The 25,334-nt window shown below is 54.3% G+C and carries 39 protein-coding genes and 1 pseudogene; 36 read left to right on the forward strand and 4 right to left on the reverse strand.

The window, feature by feature from the left end; all coding sequences use genetic code 11:
- From tuf to ASE07_RS05190, 35 genes and pseudogenes are all read left to right on the forward strand, one after another.
- Positions 1–328 (forward strand): annotated as a pseudogene (gene tuf, locus ASE07_RS05025) (elongation factor Tu); the annotation flags it as partial.
- Positions 329–412: 84 nt separating this feature from the next.
- Positions 413–724: a 30S ribosomal protein S10 gene (gene rpsJ, locus ASE07_RS05030; protein ID WP_057289723.1), complete on the forward strand. Its 312-nt coding sequence runs from the start codon at positions 413–415 to the stop codon at positions 722–724.
- A gap of 180 nt (positions 725–904) precedes the next feature.
- Complete coding sequence (gene rplC, locus ASE07_RS05035) at positions 905–1,561, forward strand: 50S ribosomal protein L3 (protein ID WP_057289724.1); 657 nt, start codon at positions 905–907, stop codon at positions 1,559–1,561.
- A 3-nt stretch (positions 1,562–1,564) separates the two neighbouring features.
- Entirely contained in the window at positions 1,565–2,185 is a 621-nt protein-coding gene (gene rplD, locus ASE07_RS05040) for a 50S ribosomal protein L4 (protein WP_057289725.1), read from the forward strand.
- Complete coding sequence (rplW, locus tag ASE07_RS05045; RefSeq protein WP_057289726.1) at positions 2,182–2,499, forward strand: 50S ribosomal protein L23; 318 nt, start codon at positions 2,182–2,184, stop codon at positions 2,497–2,499. The genes rplD and rplW overlap by 4 nt, the downstream gene beginning before the upstream one ends.
- Entirely contained in the window at positions 2,499–3,326 is an 828-nt protein-coding gene (gene rplB, locus ASE07_RS05050) for a 50S ribosomal protein L2 (protein ID WP_057289727.1), read from the forward strand. Before rplW ends, rplB begins: the two co-directional genes overlap by 1 nt.
- Before the next feature lie 10 nt (positions 3,327–3,336).
- Entirely contained in the window at positions 3,337–3,612 is a 276-nt protein-coding gene (gene rpsS / locus ASE07_RS05055; RefSeq protein WP_040039182.1) for a 30S ribosomal protein S19, read from the forward strand.
- A 6-nt stretch (positions 3,613–3,618) separates the two neighbouring features.
- Positions 3,619–3,951: a 50S ribosomal protein L22 gene (gene rplV / locus ASE07_RS05060; RefSeq protein WP_200960885.1), complete on the forward strand. Its 333-nt coding sequence runs from the start codon at positions 3,619–3,621 to the stop codon at positions 3,949–3,951.
- Between the two features lie 9 nt (positions 3,952–3,960).
- The gene (gene rpsC / locus ASE07_RS05065; RefSeq protein ID WP_057289728.1) at positions 3,961–4,797 is read left to right on the forward strand and encodes a 30S ribosomal protein S3; all 837 of its coding nucleotides are present in this window, start codon (positions 3,961–3,963) and stop codon (positions 4,795–4,797) included.
- Between the two features lie 2 nt (positions 4,798–4,799).
- Complete coding sequence (gene rplP / locus ASE07_RS05070; protein ID WP_057289729.1) at positions 4,800–5,219, forward strand: 50S ribosomal protein L16; 420 nt, start codon at positions 4,800–4,802, stop codon at positions 5,217–5,219.
- Between the two features lie 12 nt (positions 5,220–5,231).
- Complete coding sequence (rpmC, locus tag ASE07_RS05075) at positions 5,232–5,423, forward strand: 50S ribosomal protein L29 (RefSeq protein WP_057289730.1); 192 nt, start codon at positions 5,232–5,234, stop codon at positions 5,421–5,423.
- Positions 5,423–5,695 (forward strand): 30S ribosomal protein S17, encoded by a 273-nt coding sequence (gene rpsQ, locus ASE07_RS05080; protein ID WP_057289731.1) that lies wholly within the window; start codon positions 5,423–5,425, stop codon positions 5,693–5,695. Before rpmC ends, rpsQ begins: the two co-directional genes overlap by 1 nt.
- Before the next feature lie 260 nt (positions 5,696–5,955).
- Complete coding sequence (gene rplN, locus ASE07_RS05085) at positions 5,956–6,324, forward strand: 50S ribosomal protein L14 (RefSeq protein WP_057289732.1); 369 nt, start codon at positions 5,956–5,958, stop codon at positions 6,322–6,324.
- A gap of 9 nt (positions 6,325–6,333) precedes the next feature.
- On the forward strand, positions 6,334–6,648 hold the full coding sequence (gene rplX, locus ASE07_RS05090) for a 50S ribosomal protein L24 (protein WP_057289733.1): 315 nt from the start codon (positions 6,334–6,336) through the stop codon (positions 6,646–6,648).
- Positions 6,649–6,654: 6 nt separating this feature from the next.
- The gene (gene rplE, locus ASE07_RS05095; protein ID WP_057289734.1) at positions 6,655–7,194 is read left to right on the forward strand and encodes a 50S ribosomal protein L5; all 540 of its coding nucleotides are present in this window, start codon (positions 6,655–6,657) and stop codon (positions 7,192–7,194) included.
- A gap of 7 nt (positions 7,195–7,201) precedes the next feature.
- On the forward strand, positions 7,202–7,507 hold the full coding sequence (gene rpsN / locus ASE07_RS05100; protein WP_057289735.1) for a 30S ribosomal protein S14: 306 nt from the start codon (positions 7,202–7,204) through the stop codon (positions 7,505–7,507).
- 14 nt (positions 7,508–7,521) lie between these two features.
- The gene (rpsH, locus tag ASE07_RS05105; RefSeq protein WP_057289736.1) at positions 7,522–7,917 is read left to right on the forward strand and encodes a 30S ribosomal protein S8; all 396 of its coding nucleotides are present in this window, start codon (positions 7,522–7,524) and stop codon (positions 7,915–7,917) included.
- 10 nt (positions 7,918–7,927) lie between these two features.
- Positions 7,928–8,461, forward strand: coding sequence for a 50S ribosomal protein L6 (rplF, locus tag ASE07_RS05110; protein ID WP_057289737.1), 534 nt, complete (start codon positions 7,928–7,930; stop codon positions 8,459–8,461).
- A gap of 11 nt (positions 8,462–8,472) precedes the next feature.
- The gene (gene rplR, locus ASE07_RS05115) at positions 8,473–8,835 is read left to right on the forward strand and encodes a 50S ribosomal protein L18 (RefSeq protein ID WP_057289738.1); all 363 of its coding nucleotides are present in this window, start codon (positions 8,473–8,475) and stop codon (positions 8,833–8,835) included.
- Between the two features lie 12 nt (positions 8,836–8,847).
- Positions 8,848–9,369: a 30S ribosomal protein S5 gene (gene rpsE, locus ASE07_RS05120; RefSeq protein ID WP_057289739.1), complete on the forward strand. Its 522-nt coding sequence runs from the start codon at positions 8,848–8,850 to the stop codon at positions 9,367–9,369.
- Positions 9,370–9,379: 10 nt separating this feature from the next.
- Positions 9,380–9,559 carry a 50S ribosomal protein L30 gene (rpmD, locus tag ASE07_RS05125; protein WP_057289740.1) on the forward strand — a complete coding sequence of 60 codons (180 nt, stop codon included), beginning with the start codon at positions 9,380–9,382 and terminating at the stop codon, positions 9,557–9,559.
- A gap of 27 nt (positions 9,560–9,586) precedes the next feature.
- On the forward strand, positions 9,587–10,018 hold the full coding sequence (gene rplO / locus ASE07_RS05130) for a 50S ribosomal protein L15 (RefSeq protein WP_057289741.1): 432 nt from the start codon (positions 9,587–9,589) through the stop codon (positions 10,016–10,018).
- A gap of 25 nt (positions 10,019–10,043) precedes the next feature.
- Positions 10,044–11,375, forward strand: coding sequence for a preprotein translocase subunit SecY (gene secY / locus ASE07_RS05135; RefSeq protein WP_057289742.1), 1,332 nt, complete (start codon positions 10,044–10,046; stop codon positions 11,373–11,375).
- Between the two features lie 36 nt (positions 11,376–11,411).
- On the forward strand, positions 11,412–11,630 hold the full coding sequence (infA, locus tag ASE07_RS05140; RefSeq protein WP_005663428.1) for a translation initiation factor IF-1: 219 nt from the start codon (positions 11,412–11,414) through the stop codon (positions 11,628–11,630).
- Positions 11,631–11,661: 31 nt separating this feature from the next.
- Entirely contained in the window at positions 11,662–11,775 is a 114-nt protein-coding gene (gene rpmJ / locus ASE07_RS27950; RefSeq protein ID WP_014004415.1) for a 50S ribosomal protein L36, read from the forward strand.
- A gap of 27 nt (positions 11,776–11,802) precedes the next feature.
- Entirely contained in the window at positions 11,803–12,168 is a 366-nt protein-coding gene (rpsM, locus tag ASE07_RS05145; protein WP_057289743.1) for a 30S ribosomal protein S13, read from the forward strand.
- A 42-nt stretch (positions 12,169–12,210) separates the two neighbouring features.
- Positions 12,211–12,615: a 30S ribosomal protein S11 gene (gene rpsK / locus ASE07_RS05150; RefSeq protein WP_057289744.1), complete on the forward strand. Its 405-nt coding sequence runs from the start codon at positions 12,211–12,213 to the stop codon at positions 12,613–12,615.
- Between the two features lie 181 nt (positions 12,616–12,796).
- On the forward strand, positions 12,797–13,420 hold the full coding sequence (gene rpsD, locus ASE07_RS05155; protein WP_057289745.1) for a 30S ribosomal protein S4: 624 nt from the start codon (positions 12,797–12,799) through the stop codon (positions 13,418–13,420).
- A 101-nt stretch (positions 13,421–13,521) separates the two neighbouring features.
- Complete coding sequence (locus ASE07_RS05160) at positions 13,522–14,499, forward strand: DNA-directed RNA polymerase subunit alpha (protein ID WP_057289746.1); 978 nt, start codon at positions 13,522–13,524, stop codon at positions 14,497–14,499.
- A 230-nt stretch (positions 14,500–14,729) separates the two neighbouring features.
- Complete coding sequence (gene rplQ, locus ASE07_RS05165) at positions 14,730–15,125, forward strand: 50S ribosomal protein L17 (protein WP_057289747.1); 396 nt, start codon at positions 14,730–14,732, stop codon at positions 15,123–15,125.
- 141 nt (positions 15,126–15,266) lie between these two features.
- Positions 15,267–16,199, forward strand: a complete 933-nt coding sequence (locus ASE07_RS05170) for an ATP-binding cassette domain-containing protein (RefSeq protein ID WP_057289845.1) — start codon at positions 15,267–15,269, stop codon at positions 16,197–16,199.
- The gene (locus ASE07_RS05175) at positions 16,200–16,982 is read left to right on the forward strand and encodes an ABC transporter permease (protein WP_057289748.1); all 783 of its coding nucleotides are present in this window, start codon (positions 16,200–16,202) and stop codon (positions 16,980–16,982) included.
- Between the two features lie 33 nt (positions 16,983–17,015).
- Positions 17,016–17,348: a divalent-cation tolerance protein CutA gene (gene cutA / locus ASE07_RS05180; RefSeq protein WP_057289846.1), complete on the forward strand. Its 333-nt coding sequence runs from the start codon at positions 17,016–17,018 to the stop codon at positions 17,346–17,348.
- Complete coding sequence (gene dsbD / locus ASE07_RS05185; RefSeq protein ID WP_057289749.1) at positions 17,341–19,155, forward strand: protein-disulfide reductase DsbD; 1,815 nt, start codon at positions 17,341–17,343, stop codon at positions 19,153–19,155. The genes cutA and dsbD overlap by 8 nt, the downstream gene beginning before the upstream one ends.
- A gap of 118 nt (positions 19,156–19,273) precedes the next feature.
- The gene (locus tag ASE07_RS05190; protein ID WP_057289750.1) at positions 19,274–19,912 is read left to right on the forward strand and encodes a peroxiredoxin; all 639 of its coding nucleotides are present in this window, start codon (positions 19,274–19,276) and stop codon (positions 19,910–19,912) included.
- Positions 19,913–19,976: 64 nt separating this feature from the next.
- Here ASE07_RS05190 and ASE07_RS05195 read toward each other — a convergent pair whose 3' ends face one another.
- The 4 genes from ASE07_RS05195 to yihA form a co-directional block, all read right to left on the reverse strand.
- A complete protein-coding gene (locus ASE07_RS05195; protein ID WP_057289751.1) occupies positions 19,977–21,086 on the reverse strand; it encodes a magnesium transporter CorA family protein in 1,110 nt (369 codons plus the stop codon).
- Positions 21,064–22,320, reverse strand: a complete 1,257-nt coding sequence (locus ASE07_RS05200; RefSeq protein ID WP_057289752.1) for a sterol desaturase family protein — start codon at positions 22,318–22,320, stop codon at positions 21,064–21,066. The genes ASE07_RS05195 and ASE07_RS05200 overlap by 23 nt, the downstream gene beginning before the upstream one ends.
- A gap of 146 nt (positions 22,321–22,466) precedes the next feature.
- Positions 22,467–23,480 carry a porphobilinogen synthase gene (hemB, locus tag ASE07_RS05205; protein WP_057289753.1) on the reverse strand — a complete coding sequence of 338 codons (1,014 nt, stop codon included), beginning with the start codon at positions 23,478–23,480 and terminating at the stop codon, positions 22,467–22,469.
- A 226-nt stretch (positions 23,481–23,706) separates the two neighbouring features.
- Complete coding sequence (yihA, locus tag ASE07_RS05210; RefSeq protein ID WP_057289754.1) at positions 23,707–24,435, reverse strand: ribosome biogenesis GTP-binding protein YihA/YsxC; 729 nt, start codon at positions 24,433–24,435, stop codon at positions 23,707–23,709.
- 214 nt (positions 24,436–24,649) lie between these two features.
- Between yihA and ASE07_RS05215 the strand changes: the two genes are divergently transcribed.
- Entirely contained in the window at positions 24,650–25,309 is a 660-nt protein-coding gene (locus tag ASE07_RS05215) for a c-type cytochrome (protein WP_057289755.1), read from the forward strand.
- The last annotated feature ends 25 nt before the right edge of the window (positions 25,310–25,334 follow it).

Here is a 25,334-nt window from a genome sequence, read left to right on the forward strand (position 1 = left end):
CGTCGAGCGTGGCCAGGTGCTGGCCAAGCCGGGTTCGATCAAGCCGCACAAGCACTTTACCGGCGAGATCTACGTGCTGTCGAAGGATGAAGGTGGCCGTCACACCCCGTTCTTCAACAACTACCGTCCGCAGTTTTACTTCCGCACGACAGACGTCACCGGCGCGATCGAGCTGCCAGCGGACAAAGAGATGGTTATGCCAGGCGACAACGTGTCGATCACAGTCAAGCTGATCAACCCGATCGCGATGGAAGAGGGTCTGCGCTTTGCGATCCGTGAAGGCGGCCGTACCGTCGGCGCCGGCGTCGTCGCCAAGATCATTGAGTAATCTCTGAGTCGGATTTTTATCGCTCTTTGACTAAACACTGCCGCGGGCCATGCCGCCCGCGGCTCGCTCTTTTAAGGAACTAAAATGCAAACCCAAAAAATCCGTATTCGCCTGAAGGCCTTCGATTATCGTCTGATCGATCAGTCCGCCCTCGAAATCGTCGACACCGCAAAGCGTACCGGGGCAGTCGTCAAAGGTCCGGTTCCCCTGCCGACACGTATCCAGCGTTTCGACATCCTGCGTTCCCCGCACGTCAACAAGACATCGCGCGACCAGTTCGAGATCCGGACCCATCAGCGTCTGATGGACATCGTCGACCCAACTGACAAGACCGTTGACGCGTTGATGAAGCTGGACCTCCCGGCAGGTGTGGAAGTCGAAATCAAACTTCAGTAAAAACCGAGAAACACGTTGTAACCTCGCACATACCACAATTTTCTAATTTGGTGGGTTGTGTGATAAAAAAACGCGGGTTATAATGCTCGGCTTCGGTATTGGCGCGGAGACTCCGTGCCAATACGTTTTAGTTGTACAAACATCAGCCCTGCCCAATCGTAGGTGGGAATGGAGAAAACAATGAGCCTAGGCCTTGTTGGTCGCAAGGTTGGAATGATGCGCATCTTCACGGATGACGGGGATACAATCCCAGTCACTGTGCTCGACGTATCCAACAACCGTGTGACACAAATCAAAACTGCTGAAACAGACGGTTATTCCGCTGTTCAGGTCACTTATGGTCAGCGCCGTGCATCGCGGGTTAATAAAGCCGCAGCCGGTCACCTCGCAAAAGCAGGTGTTGAAGCAGGTACCGTCCTTAAAGAATTCCGTATCGACGCTGCAAAGGCTTCCGAGCTGAAGGCAGGCGACACTATCGCCGTCAGCTTGTTTGAAGCTGGTCAGAAAGTGGACGTGCAAGGCGTGTCAATCGGTAAGGGTTACGCCGGTACGATCAAGCGTTATAACTTTGCTTCAGGTCGTGCAACGCACGGTAACTCCCGCTCGCACAACGTGCCAGGTTCCATTGGTATGGCGCAGGATCCGGGTCGTGTTTTCCCGGGTAAGCGTATGACCGGTCACTTGGGTGACGTTACCACTACCGTTCAGAACCTCGAAATCGCACGCGTTGACGCAGAGCGTCAATTGCTGATGGTCAAGGGTGCTGTCCCAGGCGCGAAAAATGGTCAAGTGATCGTTCTTCCAGCTGTCAAAGTCAAAGCAAAGAAGGGAGCCTAAACGATGGAACTGAAGCTCCTGAACGACCAAGGTCAAGCCGCATCGAACGTTGCTGCGCCAGACACCATTTTTGGTCGCGACTACAACGAAGCGCTCATTCACCAAGTCGTCGTTGCTTATCAGGCAAACGCTCGCAGCGGAAACCGTAAGCAAAAAGACCGTGAAGAGGTCAGCCACACCACCAAGAAGCCTTGGCGTCAAAAAGGCACAGGCCGTGCTCGCGCTGGTATGTCCTCCTCGCCGCTGTGGCGCGGAGGCGGTCGTATCTTCCCGAACTCGCCTGACGAGAACTTTTCGCACAAGGTCAACAAAAAGATGTATCGCGCAGGTCTTTGCTCGATCCTCTCCCAGTTGGCACGTGAAGGTCGCCTGTCGGTAATCGAGAATCTTTCGGTCGATGCGCCTAAAACCAAGCTGCTGGCGCAAAAACTGAAAGGCATGGGCCTGGAGTCCGTGCTCGTCATTACTGATAACCTCGACGAAAACCTCTTGCTCGCATCGCGCAATCTGCCGAACGTGCTGGTCGTCGAGCCGCGTCATGCCGATCCTGTCTCGCTGGTGTTCTACAAGAAGGTCTTGATCACCAAGCCGGCATTGGCAAAGATTGAGGAGATGCTGGCATGAACGCAAATGTAAAGCATAGCGAAGAGCGTCTGATGAAAGTGCTGCTGGCCCCGGTTATCTCGGAAAAGGCAACCTTCGTCGCTGAGAAAAACGAGCAAGTAGTTTTCCGTGTAATGCCTGACGCAACCAAGCTGGAAATCAAAGCTGCTGTTGAGTTGCTGTTCAAGGTGCAAGTGGAGTCGGTCCAGGTGTTGAATCGCCAGGGCAAGCAAAAGCGCGCAGGTCGTTTCACCGGTCGCCGCAACCATGTGCGCCAGGCTTACGTGTGCCTGAAGCCAGGCCAGGAAATCAACTTCACCGAGGAGGCTAAATAATGGCACTCGTGAAAATGAAACCGACGTCGGCCGGTCGCCGCGGTATGGTCAAGGTCGTTAATCCCGACCTGTATAAAGGCCGTCCGTTCGCCGCTCTCGTCGAAAAGAAGTCCAAATCTGCCGGTCGCAACAATAACGGGCACATTACCACTCGTCACATCGGCGGCGGTCATAAGCACCACTATCGTGTGATCGACTTCCGTCGCAACAAGGACGGCATCGCGGCTAAGGTCGAACGTATCGAATACGACCCGAACCGTAGTGCGCACATCGCCCTCCTGTGCTACGCCGACGGCGAGCGCCAGTACATCATCGCCCCGAAGGGCGTTGCTGTCGGTGATCAGTTGATGAACGGCGCTGAAGCGCCGATCAAAGCTGGTAACTGCCTGCCGATCCGCAATATCCCGGTTGGCACGACCATGCACTGTGTTGAAATGCTGCCCGGCAAGGGCGCCCAGATGGCGCGTACCGCTGGCGCTGGTGTTGTGCTGATGGCTCGCGAAGGCACCTACGCCCAGGTTCGCCTGCGCTCAGGTGAAGTCCGCCGCGTTCATATCGAGTGCCGTGCAACAGTCGGTGAAGTCGGTAACGGCGAGCACAACCTCCGCAAGATCGGTAAAGCCGGTGCAATGCGTTGGCGCGGTGTCCGCCCGACCGTCCGCGGTGTTGTGATGAACCCAATCGACCACCCGCATGGTGGTGGTGAAGGTCGTACAGCAGCGGGTCGTCATCCGGTGTCGCCGTGGGGCCAGCAGACCAAGGGCAAGAAGACGCGTCGTAACAAGCGTACGACTTCGATGATCGTCTCACGCCGTGGCAAGAAATAAGGGGTAACACATGACACGTTCATTGAAAAAAGGGCCGTTTTGTGACGCCCACCTGATCAAGAAAGTCGAAGCCGCGCAAGCGACGAAAGACAAAAAGCCGATCAAAACCTGGTCCCGTCGTTCGACCATCATGCCGGATTTCATTGGCTTGACGATCGCAGTACACAATGGCAAGCAGCACGTGCCGGTTTATGTGTCTGAAAACATGGTCGGTCACAAGCTCGGCGAATTTGCGCTGACCCGTACGTTCAAGGGTCACGCCGCCGATAAAAAGGCTAAGAAATAAGGTGCGATGATGGAAACTAAAGCTATCCTCCGCGGCGCACGCCTGTCGGAACAGAAAGGTCGCCTCGTTGCGGATCTGATTCGCGGCAAGAAAGTCGACCAAGCGTTGAACATCCTGGCATTCAGCCCGAAAAAAGGTGCAGTCATTATTAAGCAGGTACTCGAGTCCGCAATCGCGAACGCTGAGCACAATGACGGCGCCGACATTGACGAACTGAAGGTCAAGACGATCTACGTCGAAAAAGGTGCGGTCCTGAAGCGCTTCATCGCGCGTGCAAAAGGCCGTGGTGATCGCATCTCGAAGCAGACCTGTCACATCTACGTGACTGTCGGTAACTAAGGAGTCACGATGGGACAGAAAATTCACCCAACCGGTTTCCGTCTTTCGGTTACACGTAACTGGGGTTCCCGCTGGTATGCTGGCAATAGCAACTTTGCCACCATGCTGAACGAAGACCTGGACGTTCGTGCCTACCTGAAGAAGAAACTGAAGAACGCTTCGGTCGGTCGCGTCGTTATCGAGCGTCCGGCGAAGAACGCGCGCATCACCATATTCAGCTCCCGTCCGGGAGTTGTAATCGGCAAGAAGGGCGAGGACATCGAAGTTTTGAAGTCTGACCTGACTAAGCTGATGGGCGTGCCTGTTCACGTCAATATCGAAGAAATTCGCAAGCCGGAAGTTGATGCACAGTTGATCGCCGATTCAATCGCGCAACAACTGGAAAAGCGCATCATGTTCCGCCGTGCGATGAAGCGTGCGATGCAGAATGCAATGCGCCTTGGTGCACAAGGCATCAAGATCATGTCCTCTGGCCGTCTGAACGGAATCGAGATCGCCCGTAAAGAATGGTACCGCGAAGGTCGTGTGCCTCTGCACACACTCCGTGCTGACATCGATTATGGTTTCGGCGAAGCAGAAACAACCTACGGCATCATCGGTATCAAGGTCTGGGTCTACAAAGGCGATCGACTCGCTAGCGGCGAAGCTCCAACCATCGAGACGCCAGCCGACGACGACAAGAAGCGTCGTGGTCCGCGTCGTGACGATGGTAAGCCGGGCGGCCGCCCGCGTCCCAGGAAGCCTGAAGGCTCCGATGGAGCCCCGGGCACCAAACCGGCTGCCACGCGCGTTCGTGCCCCTAAGAAGGCTGAAGGCGCAGCACCGGCTGAGAAAGCAGGAGAATAATCATGCTGCAACCAGCACGCAGAAAATATCGTAAAGAGCAAAAAGGCCGCAACAAGGGCATTTCGCACGAGCGCGGCACCGCCGTTTCGTTCGGCGAATTTGGCCTTAAAGCGGTCGGTCGCGGCCGTATCACGGCCCGCCAAATTGAGGCGGCGCGTCGTGCAATGACACGTCACATCAAGCGTGGCGGTCGTATCTGGATCCGCATTTTCCCGGACAAGCCGATTTCCAATAAGCCTGCTGAAGTGCGTATGGGTAACGGTAAGGGTAACCCGGAGTACTACGTGGCTGAAATCCAGCCGGGTAAAGTGCTGTATGAGATGGACGGCGTTGATGAAGCGCTGGCACGCGAGGCGTTCCGCCTGGCAGCTGCCAAGTTGCCACTGTCGACGACATTCGTGATCCGTCAAGTCGGCCAATAAGAGGAGTGAAACATGAAAGCATCTGAACTCCGCGGCAAGGATGAGGCGGCTCTGCAAAAAGAGCTTAACGAGTTGCTCAAGGCGCAATTCGGTCTGCGTATGCAAATTGCAACGCAGCAGCTGAACAACACCGCTCAACTCAAAAAGGTGCGTCGCGACATCGCACGCGTCAAAACCGTCATGAATCAGAAGGACGCCAAGTAATGAACGATCAAGTGAAACAGTCGCTTAAGCGCACGCTGATTGGCAAGGTGGTCTCTGACAAGATGGATAAGACTGTGACCGTTCTGGTCGAGCGTCGCGTCAAGCACCCGCTATATGGCAAGATTGTTGTGCGTTCAAACAAGTATCACGCGCACGACGAAGCAAACCAGGCGAAAGAAGGCGATACCGTTGAAATTCAAGAAGGTCGTCCGATTTCCAAGACAAAGGCATGGTCGGTTACACGTGTGGTGCAAGTCGCACAGATCGTCTAATTTGCCTGTTTTTAGTTGTTGCGAGCCCGGCGTTATGCTGTCATAATGCTGGGCTTGGTTCACACAAAGTCATTTGGCGAGGATCAAAGGAAGTGCCCTGCAGTTCGAAAAGTTCGCGCAGTAGCAATTTGACTGTGCTGCAGTAGTTTTTGTAACCGTCCACCTAATCGGCGCGGCTTTGCTAAGTCGGCTGACAGGACCAAGACTGACCGCAAACCCGCGTTGGGCGGAGAGCGGATTAAGTTGGGAAAGAAAATACTATGATTCAAACTGAAAGCCGGCTCGAAGTAGCCGACAACACGGGTGCGCGTGAAGTCATGTGCATTAAGGTGCTGGGTGGTTCCAAGCGCCGTTATGCCAGCATTGGCGATGTCATCAAGGTCACGGTGAAATCCGCCGCGCCGCGTGGTCGTGTCAAAAAAGGCGAAATCTATAACGCCGTGGTCGTTCGTACAGCCAAGGGTGTGCGCCGCCAGGATGGTTCGCTGGTTAAATTCGATGGCAACGCAGCAGTGTTGCTGAATGCCAAGCTTGAGCCGATCGGCACACGCATTTTCGGGCCGGTAACGCGGGAGTTGCGTACCGAGCGTTTCATGAAGATCGTGTCGCTCGCGCCTGAAGTTCTGTAAGGAGTCGTCATGGATAAGATTCGGAAAAACGACGAAGTCATCGTCCTGGCCGGTAAGGATAAGGGCAAGCGCGGAGTGGTTGCGCAACGCGTTGATGCCAACTACATCGTGGTAGAAGGCGTAAACGTTGCTAAAAAAGCGACCAAGCCAAACCCGATGACCGGTACAACTGGCGGCATCGTCGACAAACTGATGCCAATTCACGTGTCCAACGTTGCATTGTTCAATGCTGCGACTGGCAAGGCAGATCGCGTAGGCTTTAAGGATGTGGACGGTAAGAAAGTCCGCATTTACAAGTCGAACGGCGAAGTCGTTAAGGTGTAAGACATCATGGCCCGTCTCCAACAATTTTATAAAGAAAAAGTCGTCGCCGACCTGACCAGCAAATTTGGTTACAAGTCTGTGATGGAAGTCCCGCGCCTGACCAAGATCACCCTGAATATGGGTCTTTCGGAAGCAGTGGCGGACAAGAAGATCATCGAACACGCAGTTGGCGATCTGACAAAGATCGCTGGACAGAAGCCGGTGGTTACCAAGGCCCGTAAAGCGATCGCTGGATTTAAGATCCGCGAAGGCTATCCGATCGGCTGCATGGTGACCCTCCGCGGCGCGCGTATGTACGAATTCCTGGATCGCCTTATCACTGTCGCGCTGCCGCGCGTTCGTGACTTCCGTGGTGTCTCCGGTCGTGCGTTTGATGGTCGTGGTAACTACAACATCGGTGTGAAAGAGCAGATCATTTTCCCCGAAATTGAGTACGACAAGATCGACGCGCTGCGTGGTATGAATATCAGCATCACCACGACTGCGAAGACCGACGACGAAGCGAAAGCTCTGCTCGCCGCATTTAAATTCCCGTTCAGAAACTGAGGATGCCATGGCAAAACTGGCACTGATTAACCGTGAACAAAAGCGCGCTGACCTGGTAAAGAAATACGCCGGCAAGCGTGCCGAGTTGAAGGCAATCATCGATGATCAAACCAAATCGGAAGAAGAGCGCTATGAGGCGCGCCTGAAGTTGCAGGCGCTGCCGCGCAACGCGAACCCGACTCGTCAGCGCAATCGTTGTGCGTTGACAGGTCGTCCGCGTGGCACCTTCCGCAAGTTCGGTTTGGCGCGTACAAAGATCCGTGAAATCGCCATGCGCGGCGAAATCCCGGGCATCACTAAAGCTAGCTGGTAATAGGAGAACAAGCAATGAGTATGAGCGATCCTATCGCCGATATGCTGACCCGCATTCGCAACGCCCAGGGCGTTCAGAAGACAACGGTTGCAATGCCGTCGTCCAAAGTCAAGGTGGCGATTGCCAACGTCCTCAAGGACGAGGGTTACATCGAAGACTTCGCGGTATCCGAAGCAGAAGGCAAGGCTGAATTGAAAATTGGCCTGAAATATTATGCTGGCCGTCCCGTTATCGAGCGCCTTGAGCGTGTGTCCCGCCCTGGCCTTCGTATCTATAAGGGTAAGGATGACATTCCGAGCGTAATGAACGGCCTTGGTGTGGCAATCGTCTCCACGCCTAAGGGTGTGATGACAGACCGCAAAGCACGCGCAACCGGTGTCGGTGGCGAAGTGATTTGCTACGTGGCCTAAGGAGTGCAAGATGTCTCGTGTAGGTAAAATGCCCATCGCACTTCCGGCAGGTGTGGAAGTGACGATCGCTGCAGACAGAATTACTGTCAAGGGTTCTCTTGGAACCCTGTCCATGCCATTGAATGGGCTGGTCAAAGTAGTAAACGAAAACAACACGCTGTTGTTCTCGCCAGCTGATGAAACTCGTGAAGCGAACGCCATGTCGGGAACGCTGCGTGCACTGGTGAACAACATGGTGAACGGCGTAACGAAGGGTTTCGAAAGGAAGCTGTCTCTTGTCGGCGTGGGATATCGTGCCCAGGCTCAAGGCGACAAGTTGAACCTGTCGCTCGGCTTCTCGCATCCGGTCGTTCATCAGATGCCTGCCGGTGTGAAATGCGAAACACCATCACAGACCGAGATCGTGATCAAGGGCGTTGACAAGCAAAAGGTTGGTCAGACCGCTGCTGAAGTCCGTGCTTACCGCAGTCCTGAGCCTTACAAGGGCAAGGGCGTCCGTTATGTGGACGAAGTGGTCACGCTCAAAGAAACGAAGAAGAAGTAAAGGGGTTGATCATGGACAAGAAACAATCACGCCTGCGCCGCGCACGTCAGACACGTGCCAAGATTGCAGAGTTAAAGGTGAATCGCCTGGCCGTGCATCGCACCAACCTGCACATTTACGCGAACATCATCGGTCCGGACGCCACTATATTGGCATCCGCGTCGACATTGGAAGCCGAAGTGCGCCAGGAGCTCGCTGGCAAGACAGGCAAAGGCGGCAACGCCGCTGCCGCTGCCTTGGTCGGCAAACGCGTTGCAGAGAAGGCTTTGAAGGCAGGTATCGCCGAAGTCGCATTCGACCGTTCCGGTTTCCGCTATCACGGCCGCGTTAAGGCAGTGGCAGAAGCGGCACGCGAAGCCGGTCTGAAGTTCTAAGGAAAAATCGTCATGGCAAAAATGCAAGCAAAGACGCCGCAAGGCGAAGAGCGCGACGACGGTATGCGCGAAAAGATGATCGCGGTCAACCGTGTGACCAAAGTGGTCAAGGGCGGCCGTATCATGGGTTTCGCAGCGTTGGCAGTGGTCGGCGATGGTGATGGCCGCATCGGCATGGGCAAGGGCAAATCGAAAGAAGTGCCGGTCGCAGTGCAGAAAGCAATGGAAGAAGCCCGTCGCAAGATGATCAAGGTCACCTTGAAGAACGGAACACTCCAGCACACCGTAACTGGCAAGCATGGCGCTTCGTCGGTCATGATTTCGCCGGCAAAAGACGGTACTGGCGTTATTGCTGGTGGCCCGATGCGCGCAATCTTCGAAGTTATGGGCGTAACGAACGTGGTGGCAAAGTCGAACGGTTCGACCAACCCCTACAATATGGTCCGTGCTACGATCGACGGTCTGTCAAAAATGAATACTCCTTCCGAAATCGCTGCAAAGCGCGGTAAGTCGGTTGAAGAAATTCTGGGTTGAGGTGATCCGAATGGCAAACACAATTAAAGTGAAACTGGTCAAGGGCCTAATCGGCACTCGCCAAGACCATCGCGCCACCGTGCGCGGCCTTGGGCTGCGTCGTGTGAATTCGGTATCGGAACTGCAAGACACACCGTCCGTACGCGGCATGATCAACAAAGTTTCGTATCTCGTGAAAGTGGTTTCGTAAGCCTAGCGCTTGCGAACGGAGCAAATCATGGAATTGAATACAATTCAACCCGCAGACGGCGCTAAGCACGCTAAGCGTCGCGTCGGACGCGGTATCGGCTCGGGCTTGGGCAAGACTGCCGGCCGCGGTCACAAAGGACAAAAATCGCGCTCAGGCGGTTTCCATAAAGTCGGATTCGAAGGCGGTCAGATGCCTTTGCAACGTCGTTTGCCAAAACGTGGTTTTAAGTCGCTGGCAACGCCGTACAAGGCAGAAGTACGCCTCGGCGACCTGGAAAATCTGCCAGTTTCAGAGATCGACGTGCTGGCATTAAAGCAGGCAGGTCTCGTTTCTGAGTTGGCTCGCGTCGTCCGTGTTATCAAGGCGGGCGAGTTGAGTAAGAAAGTAACGATCAAGGGTTTGATCGCTACCAAAGGCGCCAAGGCTGCAATCGAAGCCGCTGGTGGTTCGGTTGCGTAAGCACCCGATTTAACCGGAGCAAGAATTGGCGACGACACCCCAACTCGCTAAGAGTGCAGCAAGCGGTTTTCCGTGGGGCCGACTGTGGTTCCTGCTTGCCGCGTTAGTGGTTTATCGTATCGGCGCGCACATCCCGGTGCCGGGTATTGACCCGACACAGCTTGCGGACCTGTTCAAGCAAAACCAGGGCGGTATTCTGGGTATGTTTAACATGTTCTCTGGAGGTGCGTTGTCGCGATTCACAATTTTTGCACTGGGGATCATGCCGTATATTTCGGCATCGATCATCATGCAGTTAATGTCGATCGTGTCGCCGCAGCTCGAGGCGCTGAAAAAAGAGGGCGAAGCTGGCCGACGCAAGATTACGCAGTACACGCGATACGGTACGTTGGTACTTGCGACATTCCAAGCGCTTGGTATTGCGGTGGCGCTTGAATCGCAAGCCGGTCTCGTGATCGATCCGGGCATGGCTTTCCGTTTCACGACGGTAGTGACGCTGGTAACCGGAACGATGTTTCTCATGTGGCTTGGGGAGCAGATTACGGAACGCGGCTTAGGTAACGGGATTTCGATCATCATCTTTGCCGGTATTGCAGCGGGGTTACCGAGCGCAGTGGGTGGCTTATTCGAACTCGTTCGGACTGGATCGATGAATGCGCTGTCAGCGATTTTGATTTGCGTCATCGTTGCAGCAGTTACGTTCCTCGTGGTTTTCATTGAACGTGGTCAGCGCAAGATTCTCGTCAACTATGCAAAACGGCAAGTTGGCAACAAGATTTACGGCGGGCAGAGCAGCCATTTGCCTCTTAAGCTTAATATGGCAGGTGTTATTCCGCCAATTTTTGCTTCGTCGATAATCTTGTTTCCAGCAACCATTACTAGTTGGTTTACATCTGGGGACGCGAATAACGGGTTTGTCCGTTTTCTAAAGGATCTGGCTGCATCCATGGCTCCTGGCGAACCGATTCATGCGCTGTTGTACGCTGTGGCAATTGTCTTCTTTTGCTTCTTCTATACCGCGTTGGTATTTAATAGCAAAGAGACCGCAGACAATTTGAAGAAGAGTGGTGCGTTTGTTCCGGGTATTCGTCCGGGTGACCAAACTGCGCGATACATCGACAAGATTCTGATGCGTCTGACGCTGGTTGGTGCGGTGTATATCACGCTGGTGTGTTTGTTGCCTGAGTTCCTGATCGCTCGATGGAAAGTGCCGTTCTACTTCGGTGGTACGTCATTGCTAATCATCGTTGTCGTAACAATGGACTTCATGGCCCAGGTGCAGAATTACGTGATGTCACAACAGTACGAATCGCTCCTTCGTAAAGCGAATTTCAAGGGCGGCATTCCGACTCGCTAATGCGGTCGGGATAGTCCAGGATAACGAGCAGAACGAATGGCAAAAGACGACGTAATTCAGATGCAGGGTGAGATTCTTGAGAATCTTCCGAATGCAACATTTCGAGTCAAGTTGGAAAACGGGCATGTAGTGCTCGGGCACATCTCCGGGAAAATGCGGATGAACTATATTCGTATTCTTCCTGGTGATAAAGTCACGGTGGAATTGACACCCTACGATTTGAGCCGGGCACGTATCGTGTTCCGTACCAAGTAAAGTAACTAGAACTGTAAGAAAGAGGGCAAAAATGAAAGTGCTCGCATCAGTAAAGCGGATCTGCCGCAACTGTAAGATCATCAAGCGCAAAGGCGTAGTTCGTGTCATCTGCACAGAACCGCGTCATAAACAGCGCCAAGGTTAATTAACGTTATTGATCGAGGAATAACGAATGGCACGTATTGCAGGGGTGAATATCCCCAATCACCAACACACCGTTATCGGCTTGACCGCAATCTTTGGGATCGGGCTTTCCCGCTCGCTGGAGATCTGCAAGCTGACTGGTGTTCCGACCACCAAGAAGGTCAAGGATCTGGACGATAACGAGCTGGAAAAGCTGCGCGACGAGATTGGAAAATTCGTCGTCGAAGGTGACCTGCGTCGTGAAGTCTCGATGAACATCAAGCGTCTGATGGACTTGGGTTGCTATCGCGGCCTGCGTCATCGTAAAGGCTTGCCTTGCCGTGGCCAGCGTACCCGCACTAATGCGCGTACTCGCAAAGGCCCGCGTAAAGCAGCGCAGTCGCTGAAGAAATAATCCAGCGCAGTTTGATTCGAAGTCGGATTCAAGGAAATTACCATGGCAAAAGCCCCGAATAACGCCGCAGCAGCACGCGTGCGCAAGAAAGTTAAAAAGAATGTTGCCGAAGGTATCGCGCATATCCACGCGTCTTTCAACAACACCATCATCACTATTACTGATCGTCAAGGTAATGCCCTGTCATGGGCGACATCCGGTGGTGCAGGCTTCAAGGGTTCGCGTAAATCGACCCCATTTGCAGCGCAGGTTGCGGCAGAAGCGGCTGGCAAGGTTGCCATCGAGTGCGGTGTGAAGAACCTGGAAGTTCGTATCAAGGGCCCTGGCCCAGGTCGTGAATCGGCTGTTCGCGCGTTGAATAATCTTGGTATTAAGATTACGCAGATCCAGGATGTGACTCCGGTTCCGCACAACGGTTGCCGTCCGCCAAAGCGTCGCCGCATCTAAGCAGTTTGCTGTTTAGTTGTTGGTAGTCGTTGCAGTTATCGTAGGAAAACTGCCCGCCAATGATCTTGGCGGGTTTTGTTCTTAAGACCACCGTCTGCTTGAAACCGAAGCAGACTAGCGCCTGGCAGATCGTCGACTGAACGACCTCTGGTCGGGGCGTCACAAAATAAAGGAAATTAACGTGGCACGTTATATCGGACCAAAAGCAAAACTCTCCCGCCGTGAAGGTACAGACCTTTTCCTGAAGAGCGCACGTCGCTCACTGGACTCGAAGTGCAAGCTGGACTCCAAGCCTGGCCAACATGGCCGCACCTCGGGAGCGCGTACCTCTGACTACGGCAACCAGCTGCGCGAAAAGCAGAAGGTCAAGCGTATGTATGGCATTCTGGAGCGCCAGTTCCGCCGCTATTTTGCTGAAGCGGACCGCCGCAAAGGCAATACTGGCGAGAATCTGTTGAAGCTGCTCGAATCCCGTCTGGACAACGTTGCTTACCGTATGGGCTTCGGTTCCACGCGCGCCGAGGCACGTCAGCTGGTCAGCCACAAGGCATTTACAGTCAATGGCGAAGTGGTCAACATCGCTTCTTACCAGGTTCAGTCCGGTGACGTCGTTGCCGTTCGTGAAAAGGCAAAGAAGCAGGCGCGTATCGTTGAAGCTCTGTCGCTGGCTGAGCAGAGCGGCATGCCATCGTGGGTCGCAGTAGACGCAAAGAAGATGGAAGGCACCTTCAAATCGATGCCGGACCGTACCGAGATCGCCAACGACGTCAACGAATCGCTGATCGTCGAATTGTACTCCCGCTAATTACGTAATCCTGCCTGCCCCTTTGTCGAAGGGGCAGGTTTTTTTGTAATGCCATCAGCCTTATCGGTGTAACGAGCCGAGGGTATTGAAAAGGACATTTCATGCAAAACAGTCTGTTGAAGCCCCGTATTATTGAAGTTGAAGCACTCGGTTCCGGCCACGCTAAGGTCGTCATGGAGCCGTTTGAGCGCGGCTATGGTCACACGCTCGGTAACGCACTGCGTCGCGTGCTGCTATCGTCCATGGTTGGTTATGCGCCAACCGAAGTGACGATTGCCGGTGTCGTACACGAATACTCATCGCTCGACGGCGTACAGGAAGACGTGGTCGATATGCTGCTTAATCTCAAAGGCGTGGTTTTCAAACTGCATAATCGCGATGAAGTCACCCTGACCCTGAAGAAAGACGGCGAAGGTGCGGTCCTGGCATCGGATATCGACTTGCCGCACGACGTTGAGCTGATCAATCCTGAGCACGTCATCGCTCACCTGACTGCAGGTGGCAAGCTGGACATGCAGATCAAGGTCGAGAAGGGGCGTGGTTATGTTCCCGGTAACGTTCGCCGTCTTTCCGAAGACGCAAATAAAACTATCGGTCGCATTATCCTTGACGCATCGTTTTCCCCGGTCCGCCGCGTTTCCTATGCCGTTGAATCGGCTCGTGTGGAACAGCGTACTGACCTCGATAAACTGGTCATCAATATCGAAACCAACGGCGTTATTACGCCGGAAGAAGCGATCCGCCAATCGGCGCGTGTTCTGGTCGACCAACTCAACGTGTTCGCTGCCCTGGAAGGTACAGAAGCTGCTGCCGAAGCGCCTTCACGTGCGCCGTCGGTGGATCCAATCCTGCTGCGTCCGGTCGACGATCTGGAATTGACAGTCCGTTCCGCAAACTGCCTGAAAGCCGAAAACATTTATTACATCGGCGACCTGATCCAGCGCAGCGAAAACGAACTACTGAAGACCCCGAACCTTGGTCGTAAGTCCTTGAACGAAATCAAGGAAGTTCTGGCATCGCGGGGGCTGACGCTCGGCATGAAGCTCGAAAACTGGCCGCCAGCTGGTCTTGAGAAGTAATTCTAACGGAGAGCGGTTATAATGCCGCTCCTGCTATATCCCCGACCGCAATTCGCTTGCTGTCGGCGGGCGAAACAAAAAAGTAGAAACGCAAACGTAGTTCAGTAGTTGTTTTATCTGGTGATTGCACATTAGTGCGTTATTAAACATTTACCGGCCCGCAACAGACGTTGACTCTGGTCTGTCGATAGAAGAGCTGGACTTAAACTCAAAAACTGAAAGGAAATACCATGCGCCATCGTCACGGCCTTCGTAAACTGAATCGTACCTCGTCGCACCGCCTAGCGATGCTCCGCAACATGACCGTCTCCCTGCTGCGTCATGAAGCAATCAAGACCACACTGCCAAAAGCAAAGGAACTGCGCCGCGTTGTTGAGCCAATCCTGACTTTGGGCAAGACCGACAATCTGTCGAACAAGCGCTTGGCTTTCAGCCGTCTGCGTGATCGCGAAATCGTAAGCAAGCTGTTTTCCGAACTCGGCCCGCGTTATGCAAACCGTAACGGTGGTTACCTGCGTATCCTGAAAATGGGTTTCCGTCAGGGTGACAACGCGCCGATGGCGTTCGTTGAACTGGTTGACCGTCCGGAAGTCAGCGACGCTGAAGAAGTTCAGACCGCCGAGTAATTGAACGGTACGCTGTCGCTAACGACAAAAGTTTCGATAAAAAAGCCAGGCATAGCCTGGCTTTTTTCTTTCCACGAGCCTGAAAAATAAAGCTTTTTCGTTTGTGGCAAGATGGCTGCATTCCTGGTTCCGTGTAAGCGCATGAACGATTCCGATATTCTGGCGGTTAATGATCTTCGTAAGTCATACGGTAATGGGTCCGGCAAAACGCTCGTTGTTGACGGTTTATCGTTTTATCTGCAACGTGGCGAGTGCTACGGCCTGCTCGGACCAAACGGCGCGGGTAAGACTACTACCTTGCGTCTATGCCTGGGTCTGACAGAACCGGATAGCGGAGAAATTCGGTTAGTCGGCAAACGCGTGCCACAGGAAGCGCGCGCCGCCCGACTGCGCGTGGGGGTCGTTCCACAAGCCGACAATCTGGATCCGGACTTCACCGTTGCCGAAAACCTGTTGGTATTTGGCCGTTACTTTGGCATGCGAGACACCGAAATCCTAGAACGGATTCCAGGCTTGCTCGAATTCGCCAATCTCGCTGCCAAAAAGGATGCACAGATTAGCGAATTATCCGGCGGGATGAAGCGCCGTCTTACCCTTGCGCGCGCGTTGGTAAACAACCCGGCTATCATCTTCATGGACGAACCAACGACCGGCCTCGATCCGCAAGCGCGTCACATGATTTGGGAGCGCCTCAAGGCCTTGCTAAACGAGGGAAAAACAATCGTCCTCACTACCCATTTCATGGATGAAGCAGAACGTCTATGTGACCGGCTTGCCGTCATCGATCACGGTCACATGATTGCCGAAGGTGCGCCGCGCGATCTCATTGGGCAACATATTGAGGCGGAGGTGGTCGAAGTTTATGGCGATAACGCGACAGCATGGGCCGAGGCACAAGGCCGTATCAAGGCGGCGCGAATGGAAGTAAGTGGTGAAACCATTTTTTGTTATACCAACGATGCTCAACCCTTGCTCGGGAGTTTGCACCGGATGCATGGTGTGCGCTACCTGCACCGTCCTGCCAATCTCGAAGATTTGTTTCTGAAGCTGACTGGCCGCGAAATGAGGGACTGAATGAGCGCTGTCTACCGTCTGCCTGCCTTCTCGACCCGCTTCCTGCCTATATGGAAGCGTAATTTTCTTGTCTGGAAAAAGCTGGCTGTCGCGAGTGTGCTGGGTAATATCGCCGATCCATTGATTACTCTGATTGCATTCGGTTATGGGCTGGGTAGCCTTCTGCAGACCGTGGACGGCATCCCCTATATACAATTCCTGGCGTCTGGTTCGATATGTATGTCCGTGATGATGGCGGCTTCATTTGAAGCCTTGTACTCGGCATTCTCGCGAATGCATGTGCAAAAGACTTGGGAAGCGCTGCTGAATGCTCCGATTGCGCTGGACGATGTAGTTCTGGCCGAAATGCTATGGGCGGCAACCAAGGCGCTATTCTCCGGCATTGCCATCCTGATGGTGATCTTCCTGCTCGGCATTGGCCTGCATCCACAGGTGCTCGTGGTGCCGCCGCTGTTATTTTTGATTGGAATGACCTTTGCGTCGCTGGGCCTGATCGTCAACGCGCTGGCGAAGGGTTATGATTTTTTTACCTATTACTTTACGCTGGCCCTGACGCCCATGGTTTTTCTTTCCGGCGTGTATTACCCGACGAGCCAGTTGCCGCCTTGGTTGCAGATCTTTGCAAACATTCTGCCACTTGGTGCGGCCGTCAGGCTGATACGGCCACTTCTGCTTGGCAACTGGCCCGCTACACCGCTCACCGATGTCGCCGTCCTGCTCGTCTATTGCATAGGGAGCTTTTATCTCGCCACCATCCTTACCCGTCGCCGGCTTTTGAAATAGTGTCAGGTTCCGATACAAACTACGACTATGAATATGCCTGAAGCTTTATTGGTGCTCAGTAATGTCCCCGATATGGGAACCGCGGAAGCGATTGCTCGCGGCTTGCTGCAGCAAAGACTGGCTGCTTGTGTCAACATTCTGCCAGCAGTTCGTTCCCTATATCGATGGAAGGACTCGATTGAGGACGCGGGGGAAGTGACTATGCTTATCAAATCGACCCGTGGGCATTACGCTGAAATCGAACGCGCGATAGGCGCACAACATCCCTACGATGTGCCCGAGATTATTGCAATACCGATTTCCGCCGGTTTACCTGCTTACCTGAGCTGGATTGCCGACGAGACAAGGAAAGATGTAGATGTTTAAGCAGTTCGACAAATCTGAACGGAGCATCAATGTCCGCCGGTGGGCTTTTAGCCTTTGCGTGCTATTGATGCTGACACTGACCCATTCAGTACGCGCAGCGGACGACTTTCTGGAGCCGGAGAAAGCCTTCCAGTTCGCAGCTCGCATGCTTGATCCGAAGACCGCCGAGGTGACGTTCAAGATCGCCGACGGTTATTACATGTACCGCGAGCGTTTCAGCTTCCAAGCTGAGGGGGCAACCCTTGGTACGCCGGTACTTCCCCAAGGTAAGGTCAAGTTTGATGAGACCTTCCAGAAAAACGTCGAAACCTACCGGAATACACTTGCCATTACGCTTCCTGTCGAAGCGGACAAAGGGTTTACGCTTACCGTCATGTCGCAGGGATGTGCAGACCAGGGGCTTTGCTATGCGCCAATGGAGTCCAAGGTACAACTATCGCCACAAGGTGGTGGCTTGTTGACCGCAATTACCGGTGCACGCGATCCGGCAATGATATCCAGCGCCGCCGTCTCGGAATCCGGCACATCCGCGCTGCCGGATTCCGAGATGGGCCGCATCGAGGCGTCGCTCCAAAGCGGCAAACTGATTGCCATCCTTCCGCTGTTTCTGCTCTTGGGCGTCGGTCTGTCCTTCACGCCTTGTGTACTACCGATGGTGCCCATCCTGTCGTCCATCATTGTCGGCGACGGTGCTCCCACCAGCCGACGCCGGGGGCTGATGCTTTCAGGCGCGTATTCGCTCGGCATGGCGCTTGTCTACACCGCACTGGGCGTCGCTGCCGGCCTCGCGGGAGAGGGCTTGTCCGCCGCCTTGCAGAATCCCTGGGTACTTGGCGCATTCGCGCTGCTGATGATTGTGCTTTCACTCTCCATGTTCGGCGTCTATCAGCTTCAGGTGCCCGCTGCCCTCCAGTCCCGTCTGTCCTCTGCATCCGGCCGCCAGGCCAGTGGCAAGCTGGCTGGCGTCTTCGCCATGGGCGCAATATCCGCCCTGATTGTCGGTCCCTGCGTTGCGGCGCCACTGGCCGGTGCCTTGCTCTATATTAGCCAAACCCGGAATATCCTGATCGGCGGTGGTGCGCTCTTTGCGATGGCTGTCGGCATGAGCGTGCCGTTGCTGCTGGTCGGTGTCTCGGCCGGCACCCTGCTGCCACGTGCCGGCGCCTGGATGCAGTCAGTCAAGTTCTTCTTTGGCGTGCTGATGCTCGCCCTGGCACTGTGGATTGTTGCTCCTGTCATTCCTGGCTGGGCTCCGATGTTGGGCTGGGCTGTACTGGGCCTTGGCTATGGCCTTTACCTGCTTGGCGCAAAGCGCCATGGATGGGCTGCGAAAGCTTTTGCCGTCCTGTTTGTCGGCCTTGGAATGATCCAGTTGGTCGGCCTTGCCACCGGTGGGCGCGATGCTCTCGCACCGCTGGCCCAATTAAGCGCCGGGGGCAGTCATCAGACGCAGTTCATCCGCGTAAAGTCCGAGTCCGACCTTGATGCCGCGATTGCCAAGGCAGCGGGAAAAACAGTCATGCTTGATTTCTATGCAGACTGGTGCATCTCCTGCAAAGAAATGGAAAAGCTGACTTTTTCCGATCCGCGTGTTCAGGCGCAGTTTGCCGATATGGTCTTGTTGCAAGCGGACGTGACGGCCAATAACGTCGACGACAAGGCCTTGCTCAAGCGTTTCCGACTGTTCGGACCGCCGGGCATTATTTTCTTCGACAAGAATGGAAAGGAAGTCAGCGGCAGCAGAGTGATCGGCTATCAAAATGCCGATAAATTTCTGATCTCCCTGAAGTCCGCGTCGGGGTCCTGAGCCACGCCGGAATGCCAACAGTTATAACAAATCAAGTATAAGAACCTGACAACTCTATCCTTGTATTAAAAATAACAACGGTCTATATTATCCGTTCAATAATTTTCGGGAGACTGCGATGACATTACGTCTTGGCGATACCGCGCCGGATTTTGAGCAAGATTCTTCAATTGGGAAAATCAAGTTTCACGAATGGGCCGGCGACTCCTGGGTTGTCTTGTTTTCTCATCCCGCCGATTTCACGCCGGTCTGCACTACCGAGTTGGGACTGACCGCAAAGTTGAAACCCGAATTCGACAAGCGCAATGTAAAAGCCATTGCCCTGTCGGTCGACCCGGCCGACAAGCATATCCAGTGGATCAAGGACATCGAAGAAACACAACAGACTGTTGTCGGGTTCCCGATCATTGCGGATGCAGACAAGAAAGTTGCATTGCAATACGACATGATTCATCCGAACCAGTCAGAGAGCGCGACGGTGCGTTCGCTCTTCGTCATTGATCCGAAAAAGAAGGTACGACTGATCATTACCTATCCAATGAGCACCGGTCGTAATTTTGACGAGGTATTGCGCGTGATCGACGCCTTGCAGTTGACGGATGGCTATTCGGTTGCAACACCGGGTAACTGGCGTGACGGTGATGATGTGATCATCCCGCTGACGGTCCAGGATGAAGCAGTCATCAAGCAAAAGTACCCGAAAGGCTACACCGCACCACGTCCCTATCTGCGTCTTACGCCACAGCCGAACAAGTAAGGCTCAGGTATTCGGCATGAAACAAAAAGCGCTCCCCGGAGCGCTTTTTGTTTTGCGGCTTCTCTCAGTGTCCGTCTTCCCAAGACTTATCATCAAGGTAGCGCTTGCGACGGAAAAGAAAGAGCAGGATCACGACAATGGTCGCCATCATTCCCATCGTCATCCAGAAGCCGAACTTATCCCTCAAGAGGGGCATGTCGGCAAAGTTCATGCCGAAAATTCCCGTGATCAACGTCAGCGGCATGAATAACGCTGTGATCACGGTCAGTGTGCGCATGATTTCGCTGGTCCGATGCGCCATCGCGGAGAAGTGAATCTGTACCGCCGATTCAATGGTCGACTCGAGACGTTGGGCGTGATTGAGAACGCGGGTGATGTGTTCCATGACGTCGTTCAAACGTACCAGCAGCAGATCCCTGCTGCGGCTATTGTCTGCCGCATCATGGTTATCCACCAGGTAATCACGCAATTCCTGCATCGCGTCTCGTTGCCCTTCGCACAGGTGATCAAGCTTACGCAATTCGATACGTGCATCAAGCAGTGCTGTCCAGTCATTGAAGGGACTGCGCGGATTGAGCAGGGCGCGTTGCCAGCGATCGATCTGACCAGTCAGCGGCTGCCGGAGATCAAGGTACTGGTCGACCATTGCATTCAGCAGGCGAAGCATTAACTCCTCCGGCAAATGCGGGAGACGTCCGGCATTGCCAGTGCCATTCTGTCGCTGGCGCTGTTCCAGCATGCGCGTGCGGACGGTTTCGACCGTGCGGCTCTTGGCTGCATGTACCGTCACCAGCGCATTGTCCATCAGCATGAAGGTGACCGGCCGGGTTGCCAGCTTGGTCAGCGCCGGTGGGATTTTTCGTTTGATTGCAGTGTTTTCTTCTGTCTTGACCTGATCGCTGCTTCCATCTAGCGCAAGCTTGCGAAAGACCACCATCGCATAGTCTTGCGTCGAATCGAAATAGGAAGGATGACCAAGATTAATCGCGTCCGTCAGGTGTGGATCATAGATATGCACACCTGTATGCCGTTCGACCGCATCACGCCATGCATGTATGTCGGCACCAACTTCCTCGTGTGTTGCATCAATCCACAGAAAACCCTGTGATGGCAATGCTGCATGAGAATCGCTTAAGTGGCTGATGGTGTTGCTATTGATGTGAAAAATATCCATGCGTGGATAGCGATTGTTTAAAGATGAGCCAAAGCGATAGCAACGAGCATGCGGCGAATCCGGCAATACTTAGCCGCACCCACAACGGAAGCAGTACATCGCCAAACCAAAATCCGGTGGCCAGTATGCCGGCTGCGGTGCCGGTCAACCGGATTGCTTCCAGTGCGACGTAACTTGCACGCCGTTCCAGTAAGCCGCCGACAATCCATAGGCCGGCCGCTAACCACAGCGCATAGCCGGCGCGTTCGGCGAACGACATGGTAGCGTACTCAAGCAGAAAGTGCGTTGTTACTTGCAGCACCACTGCAAACTGGACAATGCAATACACAAGTTCAGCACGATTCAGTGCCGGGTCGTACAAGGGACGACCGATGTCAAACGGAGATGAAGGCCACTTTGCCGCGACATCCTGCGGTCTCCACCCCGGAGGCGCGATCCATATCCTGAGCTTGTCGCGTAGCCGGCTTGTCCGCCATGCATCGACTGAAATGGCTTTATAGACTTCGAGGTTAGCCCGGAATGGATTCCAGCTACGTAAGGGGCTGCGTGTTCCGTAGACGATCTTTTCGTCATCACGTTCCTCGATAAAGGTGCCGAACAGCCGGTCCCACAGGATCAGCATGCCGCCGTAGTTCTTGTCCAGGTAAATGTCGTTGACGCCGTGATGCACGCGATGATTGGACGGCGACACGAAGACACGATCAAACCAGCCAAGCCGCCCAACCTGTTCGGTATGGACCCAGAATTGATAGAGCAGGTCAATCAGCGCGACAATGGCGAAGACTTCGACCGGGAAGCCTAGTAAGGCCATCGGCAGGTAAAAGATCCACCCAAGGATCGCGCCGCTGCTGGTTTGTCGCAATGCTGTGGTCAGATTGTATTGCTCGCTCTGGTGATGCACCACGTGTGCAGCCCATAGCACATTGACTTCATGGCCCATGCGATGCAGCCAGTAGTAGCAGAAGTCATAGACCAGCAAGGCCGATATCCATACCCAGATGCTGTCAGGCGACAGTGTGAATAGTGCGACATGTTCCACCATCCAGGCATAAATACCAATACGTACCAGTTGCATGAAGACGCCGCTTACCTGGCTGAGTACGCCAAGACTCAGGCTATTGATCGCATCATTGAGCCGGTAGGTATTGCGCCGCCGGACCACCCCAACCAGATATTCAATAAATATCAGAAGAAAGAAAATCGGGGTGGCCAGGGTGATGACTTTTTCCTGCATCGCTGTCTCCGTTCGCCGAAAGGCTGATCTTTCAGGCAATGGTAACGAAACGACAAAGGAATGGAATGGACGGAATTAGAAGGGATCGTCGGATTTCCGGCAGGAAGCATCATGCGGCGCTCAAAAGAAGCGCCGCAACGGGGGTATCAAGCCAGGTGCAAATGCCGGGCGATATCGCGCGCAAAATAGGTCAGCACACCGTCAGCGCCGGCGCGCTTGAATGACAGCATCGCTTCCATCATCGCTTTGTCATGGTCGAGCCAGCCATTTTGCGCTGCGGCTTTGATCATTGCGTACTCGCCGCTGACCTGATACGCGAACGTCGGGACCTTGAATTCATCCTTCACGCGCCGCACGATATCGAGGTAAGGCATGCCTGGTTTGACCATCACCATGTCGGCGCCTTCGGCGAGATCAAGCGCGACTTCACGCAGGGCTTCGTCAGTGTTGGCTGGATCCATCTGGTACGTCGCCTTGCTACCCTTGCCAAGATTCGCCGCAGAACCGACCGCATCACGGAAAGGACCATAAAACGCCGATGCGTACTTGGCCGAGTAGGCCATGATGCGGGTGTAGATATGGCCCTGGCTTTCCAGCCCGGCGCGAATAGCACCAATCCGGCCGTCCATCATGTCGGAGGGCGCGACGATGTCAACGCCCGCATCTGCCTGCACCAACGCCTGCTTTACCAAAATTTCTTTTGTTTCATCATTCAGTACATAGCCGTCAGCATTCAGTACGCCATCCTGGCCATGGCTGGTATAGGGATCCAGCGCGACGTCGGTCAAGATCCCGAGTTCTGGAAAACGCTGCTTGAGTTCGCGTACGGCGCGAGGAACGAGGCCTTCCTGGTTGAGAGCTTCGATGCCATCCGGTGTTTTCAGCGAAGGATTGATCACCGGGAACAAGGCGAGCACCGGGATGCCGAGTTCGACACAATCTTCGGCCACCGCCATCAGCAAGTCGACCGACAGGCGCTCAACGCCGGGCATCGACGAGACCTGTTCGCGCTGGTTCTTTCCTTCAAGAATAAAAACCGGGTAAATCAGGTCACTGGTAGTGACGACGTTTTCGCGCATCATCGCGCGGGAAAAGGCATCCTTGCGCATGCGGCGCATCCGGATGGCGGGAAACTGGGGATTCAAAGGCGACTGGGGCATGGTGAATAACCGGTAACGGTGAAATGAATGGGATAAATGGAGTGAACAAACTTTATACGATTCGATGAAACTTTTCCGGCGCTGATCCTATCTTAGCAATAGGTGATCATTCACCTCCCGCTTCTCCTCCCTGAGCGGGGCCTATCGTGGCATTAGCGATAAGGCGTTACTGCCCTGGAGATCTTCCCCTTTCTCCAGGGTTTTTTTTGCGCGTTTGCTTTGTCCGTCATACGCTTGCGCTGCCATCTTGCTGATCGGTTTGTTCAGGATCCGCTTCCGCATCCAATTCATTTTCCGTCAGTCCCAGCAATTCAAGGATCTTGTCATTCGCTTCGTCGAGTCCTGTGCGCTTGAGAGCCGAGAACATCTGCACCGTGAACGGAAACGGTTGGCCCTCCGCGTCGACGTAGCTGCCGAGGACGGTACGCGCCTGGCGCAGCGCATTGGCCGCTTCATTGCGATTCAGTTTGTCGGCCTTGGTCAGAAGGCAGTGGATAGGCTTGCCGGTCGGGGCAAACCATTCCAGCATCTGCACGTCAAGATCGGTGAAGGGGCGCCGCGAATCCATGATGAGTACCAGCGCGGCAAGTTGTTCCCGGCGCTGCACATAATCGCCGAGCAGTTCCTGCCAGTGCAGTTTTGCATCGCCCGATACTTCGGCATAGCCGTAGCCCGGCAAGTCAACCAGCAAGGCGCGAATTTCCTCGACATTGGTCGGGTCCTTGCGGTGCTGGCCTACATGGGCTCCGCCAATCGAAAAGTAATTGATGTGCTGGGTCCGGCCGGGTGTCTTGGATGCAAAGGCCAGTTTTTTCTGGTTGCACAGGATGTTGAGCGCGGTGGACTTGCCGGCGTTGGAGCGGCCGGCGAAGGCAATTTCGGGAACTTGCGTCTTTGGCAAATCGCGAAGGTGGTTCACCGTGGTGAAAAAGCGGGCTTGCCAAAGTAGTGACATAGGAAGTGGGGTGCCGGAGAGAAAATGCAGGAAGGGAAGTAAAAACAGCAAAAACCTATTGTACAATAAGAGGTTATGTGTGTTGCTCTGCAATAGGGCGCCACCCCTGTATGCGGGCGCTGAATACTGAAAAAAATCGCGCCGGACGACATGCAGGCGCTAAAAAACCGCCGCTACAGGCCAGAATTTTAATATCAAGTCTCAGGGTGTTTGAATGAACCGTGCGTTTTTACCGTTTGTGAAGTCCTTGTTTGTTGCGATCCTGGCAGTTTCCTCCGTGGCCTATGCTGCGGAAGAACAAAAAGCGCCCAAGGCGGATCCTGCCAAAGGTGAAGCGCTCTATACGAGCGGCGATGCTTCCCGCAATATTACTGCCTGTGTGGCCTGCCATGGCGCAGCAGGCAATTCGACCATTTCCCAGAATCCCAAGCTCGCCGGTCAGCACGCCGAATACATCGCCAAGCAACTCGGCGATTTCAAGACCCCGCAGCGCAATAATCCGATCATGACGCCAATCGCCAAAGCAATGAGCGATGCGGACATTAAGAATGTTGCCGCTTTCCTCGACAAGCAACAGCAAAAGCCGGGCGCAGCCCGCAACAAGGACACGGTTGAGCTTGGAAAGAAGATTTATCGGGCCGGTATCGCTGAAAAGAACGTCCCGGCTTGCGCTGGTTGCCACGCCCCGAACGGTGCCGGTATCCCCGCCCAGTTTGCACGCCTGGGTGGCCAGCATCAGGACTATACAACTGCTCAGCTGATCAGCTTCCGTGGCGGTGCTCGCAAGAACAGTCCGCAAATGGTGACCATTGCCAAGCGCATGTCCGACGATGAAATCCAAGCTGTGTCAGACTATATCGCCGGTCTGAGATAATCGGAAAACAGCAGTATAAAAGCAA

Source organism: Noviherbaspirillum sp. Root189 (assembly GCF_001428545.1).
In the GTDB taxonomy this organism is placed as follows: domain Bacteria; phylum Pseudomonadota; class Gammaproteobacteria; order Burkholderiales; family Burkholderiaceae_D; genus Noviherbaspirillum.

Bases quoted from the DNA above. Each gene is read 5' to 3' on its own strand.
- rplX (WP_057289733.1), top strand. From the start codon at position 6,334: ATGGATAAGATTCGGAAAAACGACGAAGTCATCGTCCTGGCCGGTAAG.
- rplR (WP_057289738.1), top strand. From the start codon at position 8,473: ATGGACAAGAAACAATCACGCCTGCGCCGCGCACGTCAGACACGTGCC.
- ASE07_RS05195 (WP_057289751.1), bottom strand. From the start codon at position 21,086: ATGGATATTTTTCACATCAATAGCAACACCATCAGCCACTTAAGCGAT.
- rplB (WP_057289727.1), top strand. From the start codon at position 2,499: ATGGCACTCGTGAAAATGAAACCGACGTCGGCCGGTCGCCGCGGTATG.
- ASE07_RS05160 (WP_057289746.1), top strand. From the start codon at position 13,522: ATGCAAAACAGTCTGTTGAAGCCCCGTATTATTGAAGTTGAAGCACTC.
- rpsH (WP_057289736.1), top strand. From the start codon at position 7,522: ATGAGTATGAGCGATCCTATCGCCGATATGCTGACCCGCATTCGCAAC.
- rpsC (WP_057289728.1), top strand. From the start codon at position 3,961: ATGGGACAGAAAATTCACCCAACCGGTTTCCGTCTTTCGGTTACACGT.
- hemB (WP_057289753.1), bottom strand. From the start codon at position 23,480: ATGCCCCAGTCGCCTTTGAATCCCCAGTTTCCCGCCATCCGGATGCGC.
- rpmC (WP_057289730.1), top strand. From the start codon at position 5,232: ATGAAAGCATCTGAACTCCGCGGCAAGGATGAGGCGGCTCTGCAAAAA.
- rplN (WP_057289732.1), top strand. From the start codon at position 5,956: ATGATTCAAACTGAAAGCCGGCTCGAAGTAGCCGACAACACGGGTGCG.
- rplV (WP_200960885.1), top strand. From the start codon at position 3,619: ATGATGGAAACTAAAGCTATCCTCCGCGGCGCACGCCTGTCGGAACAG.
- dsbD (WP_057289749.1), top strand. From the start codon at position 17,341: ATGTTTAAGCAGTTCGACAAATCTGAACGGAGCATCAATGTCCGCCGG.
- infA (WP_005663428.1), top strand. From the start codon at position 11,412: ATGGCAAAAGACGACGTAATTCAGATGCAGGGTGAGATTCTTGAGAAT.
- rplO (WP_057289741.1), top strand. From the start codon at position 9,587: ATGGAATTGAATACAATTCAACCCGCAGACGGCGCTAAGCACGCTAAG.
- ASE07_RS05175 (WP_057289748.1), top strand. From the start codon at position 16,200: ATGAGCGCTGTCTACCGTCTGCCTGCCTTCTCGACCCGCTTCCTGCCT.
- rpsE (WP_057289739.1), top strand. From the start codon at position 8,848: ATGGCAAAAATGCAAGCAAAGACGCCGCAAGGCGAAGAGCGCGACGAC.
- ASE07_RS05170 (WP_057289845.1), top strand. From the start codon at position 15,267: ATGAACGATTCCGATATTCTGGCGGTTAATGATCTTCGTAAGTCATAC.
- rplD (WP_057289725.1), top strand. From the start codon at position 1,565: ATGGAACTGAAGCTCCTGAACGACCAAGGTCAAGCCGCATCGAACGTT.
- ASE07_RS05190 (WP_057289750.1), top strand. From the start codon at position 19,274: ATGACATTACGTCTTGGCGATACCGCGCCGGATTTTGAGCAAGATTCT.
- ASE07_RS05215 (WP_057289755.1), top strand. From the start codon at position 24,650: ATGAACCGTGCGTTTTTACCGTTTGTGAAGTCCTTGTTTGTTGCGATC.
- ASE07_RS05200 (WP_057289752.1), bottom strand. From the start codon at position 22,320: ATGCAGGAAAAAGTCATCACCCTGGCCACCCCGATTTTCTTTCTTCTG.
- yihA (WP_057289754.1), bottom strand. From the start codon at position 24,435: ATGTCACTACTTTGGCAAGCCCGCTTTTTCACCACGGTGAACCACCTT.
- rplQ (WP_057289747.1), top strand. From the start codon at position 14,730: ATGCGCCATCGTCACGGCCTTCGTAAACTGAATCGTACCTCGTCGCAC.
- rplP (WP_057289729.1), top strand. From the start codon at position 4,800: ATGCTGCAACCAGCACGCAGAAAATATCGTAAAGAGCAAAAAGGCCGC.
- rpmD (WP_057289740.1), top strand. From the start codon at position 9,380: ATGGCAAACACAATTAAAGTGAAACTGGTCAAGGGCCTAATCGGCACT.
- rplE (WP_057289734.1), top strand. From the start codon at position 6,655: ATGGCCCGTCTCCAACAATTTTATAAAGAAAAAGTCGTCGCCGACCTG.
- rplF (WP_057289737.1), top strand. From the start codon at position 7,928: ATGTCTCGTGTAGGTAAAATGCCCATCGCACTTCCGGCAGGTGTGGAA.
- rpsQ (WP_057289731.1), top strand. From the start codon at position 5,423: ATGAACGATCAAGTGAAACAGTCGCTTAAGCGCACGCTGATTGGCAAG.
- cutA (WP_057289846.1), top strand. From the start codon at position 17,016: ATGCCTGAAGCTTTATTGGTGCTCAGTAATGTCCCCGATATGGGAACC.
- rpmJ (WP_014004415.1), top strand. From the start codon at position 11,662: ATGAAAGTGCTCGCATCAGTAAAGCGGATCTGCCGCAACTGTAAGATC.
- rpsN (WP_057289735.1), top strand. From the start codon at position 7,202: ATGGCAAAACTGGCACTGATTAACCGTGAACAAAAGCGCGCTGACCTG.
- rpsS (WP_040039182.1), top strand. From the start codon at position 3,337: ATGACACGTTCATTGAAAAAAGGGCCGTTTTGTGACGCCCACCTGATC.
- rpsK (WP_057289744.1), top strand. From the start codon at position 12,211: ATGGCAAAAGCCCCGAATAACGCCGCAGCAGCACGCGTGCGCAAGAAA.
- rpsJ (WP_057289723.1), top strand. From the start codon at position 413: ATGCAAACCCAAAAAATCCGTATTCGCCTGAAGGCCTTCGATTATCGT.
- rplW (WP_057289726.1), top strand. From the start codon at position 2,182: ATGAACGCAAATGTAAAGCATAGCGAAGAGCGTCTGATGAAAGTGCTG.
- rplC (WP_057289724.1), top strand. From the start codon at position 905: ATGAGCCTAGGCCTTGTTGGTCGCAAGGTTGGAATGATGCGCATCTTC.
- rpsM (WP_057289743.1), top strand. From the start codon at position 11,803: ATGGCACGTATTGCAGGGGTGAATATCCCCAATCACCAACACACCGTT.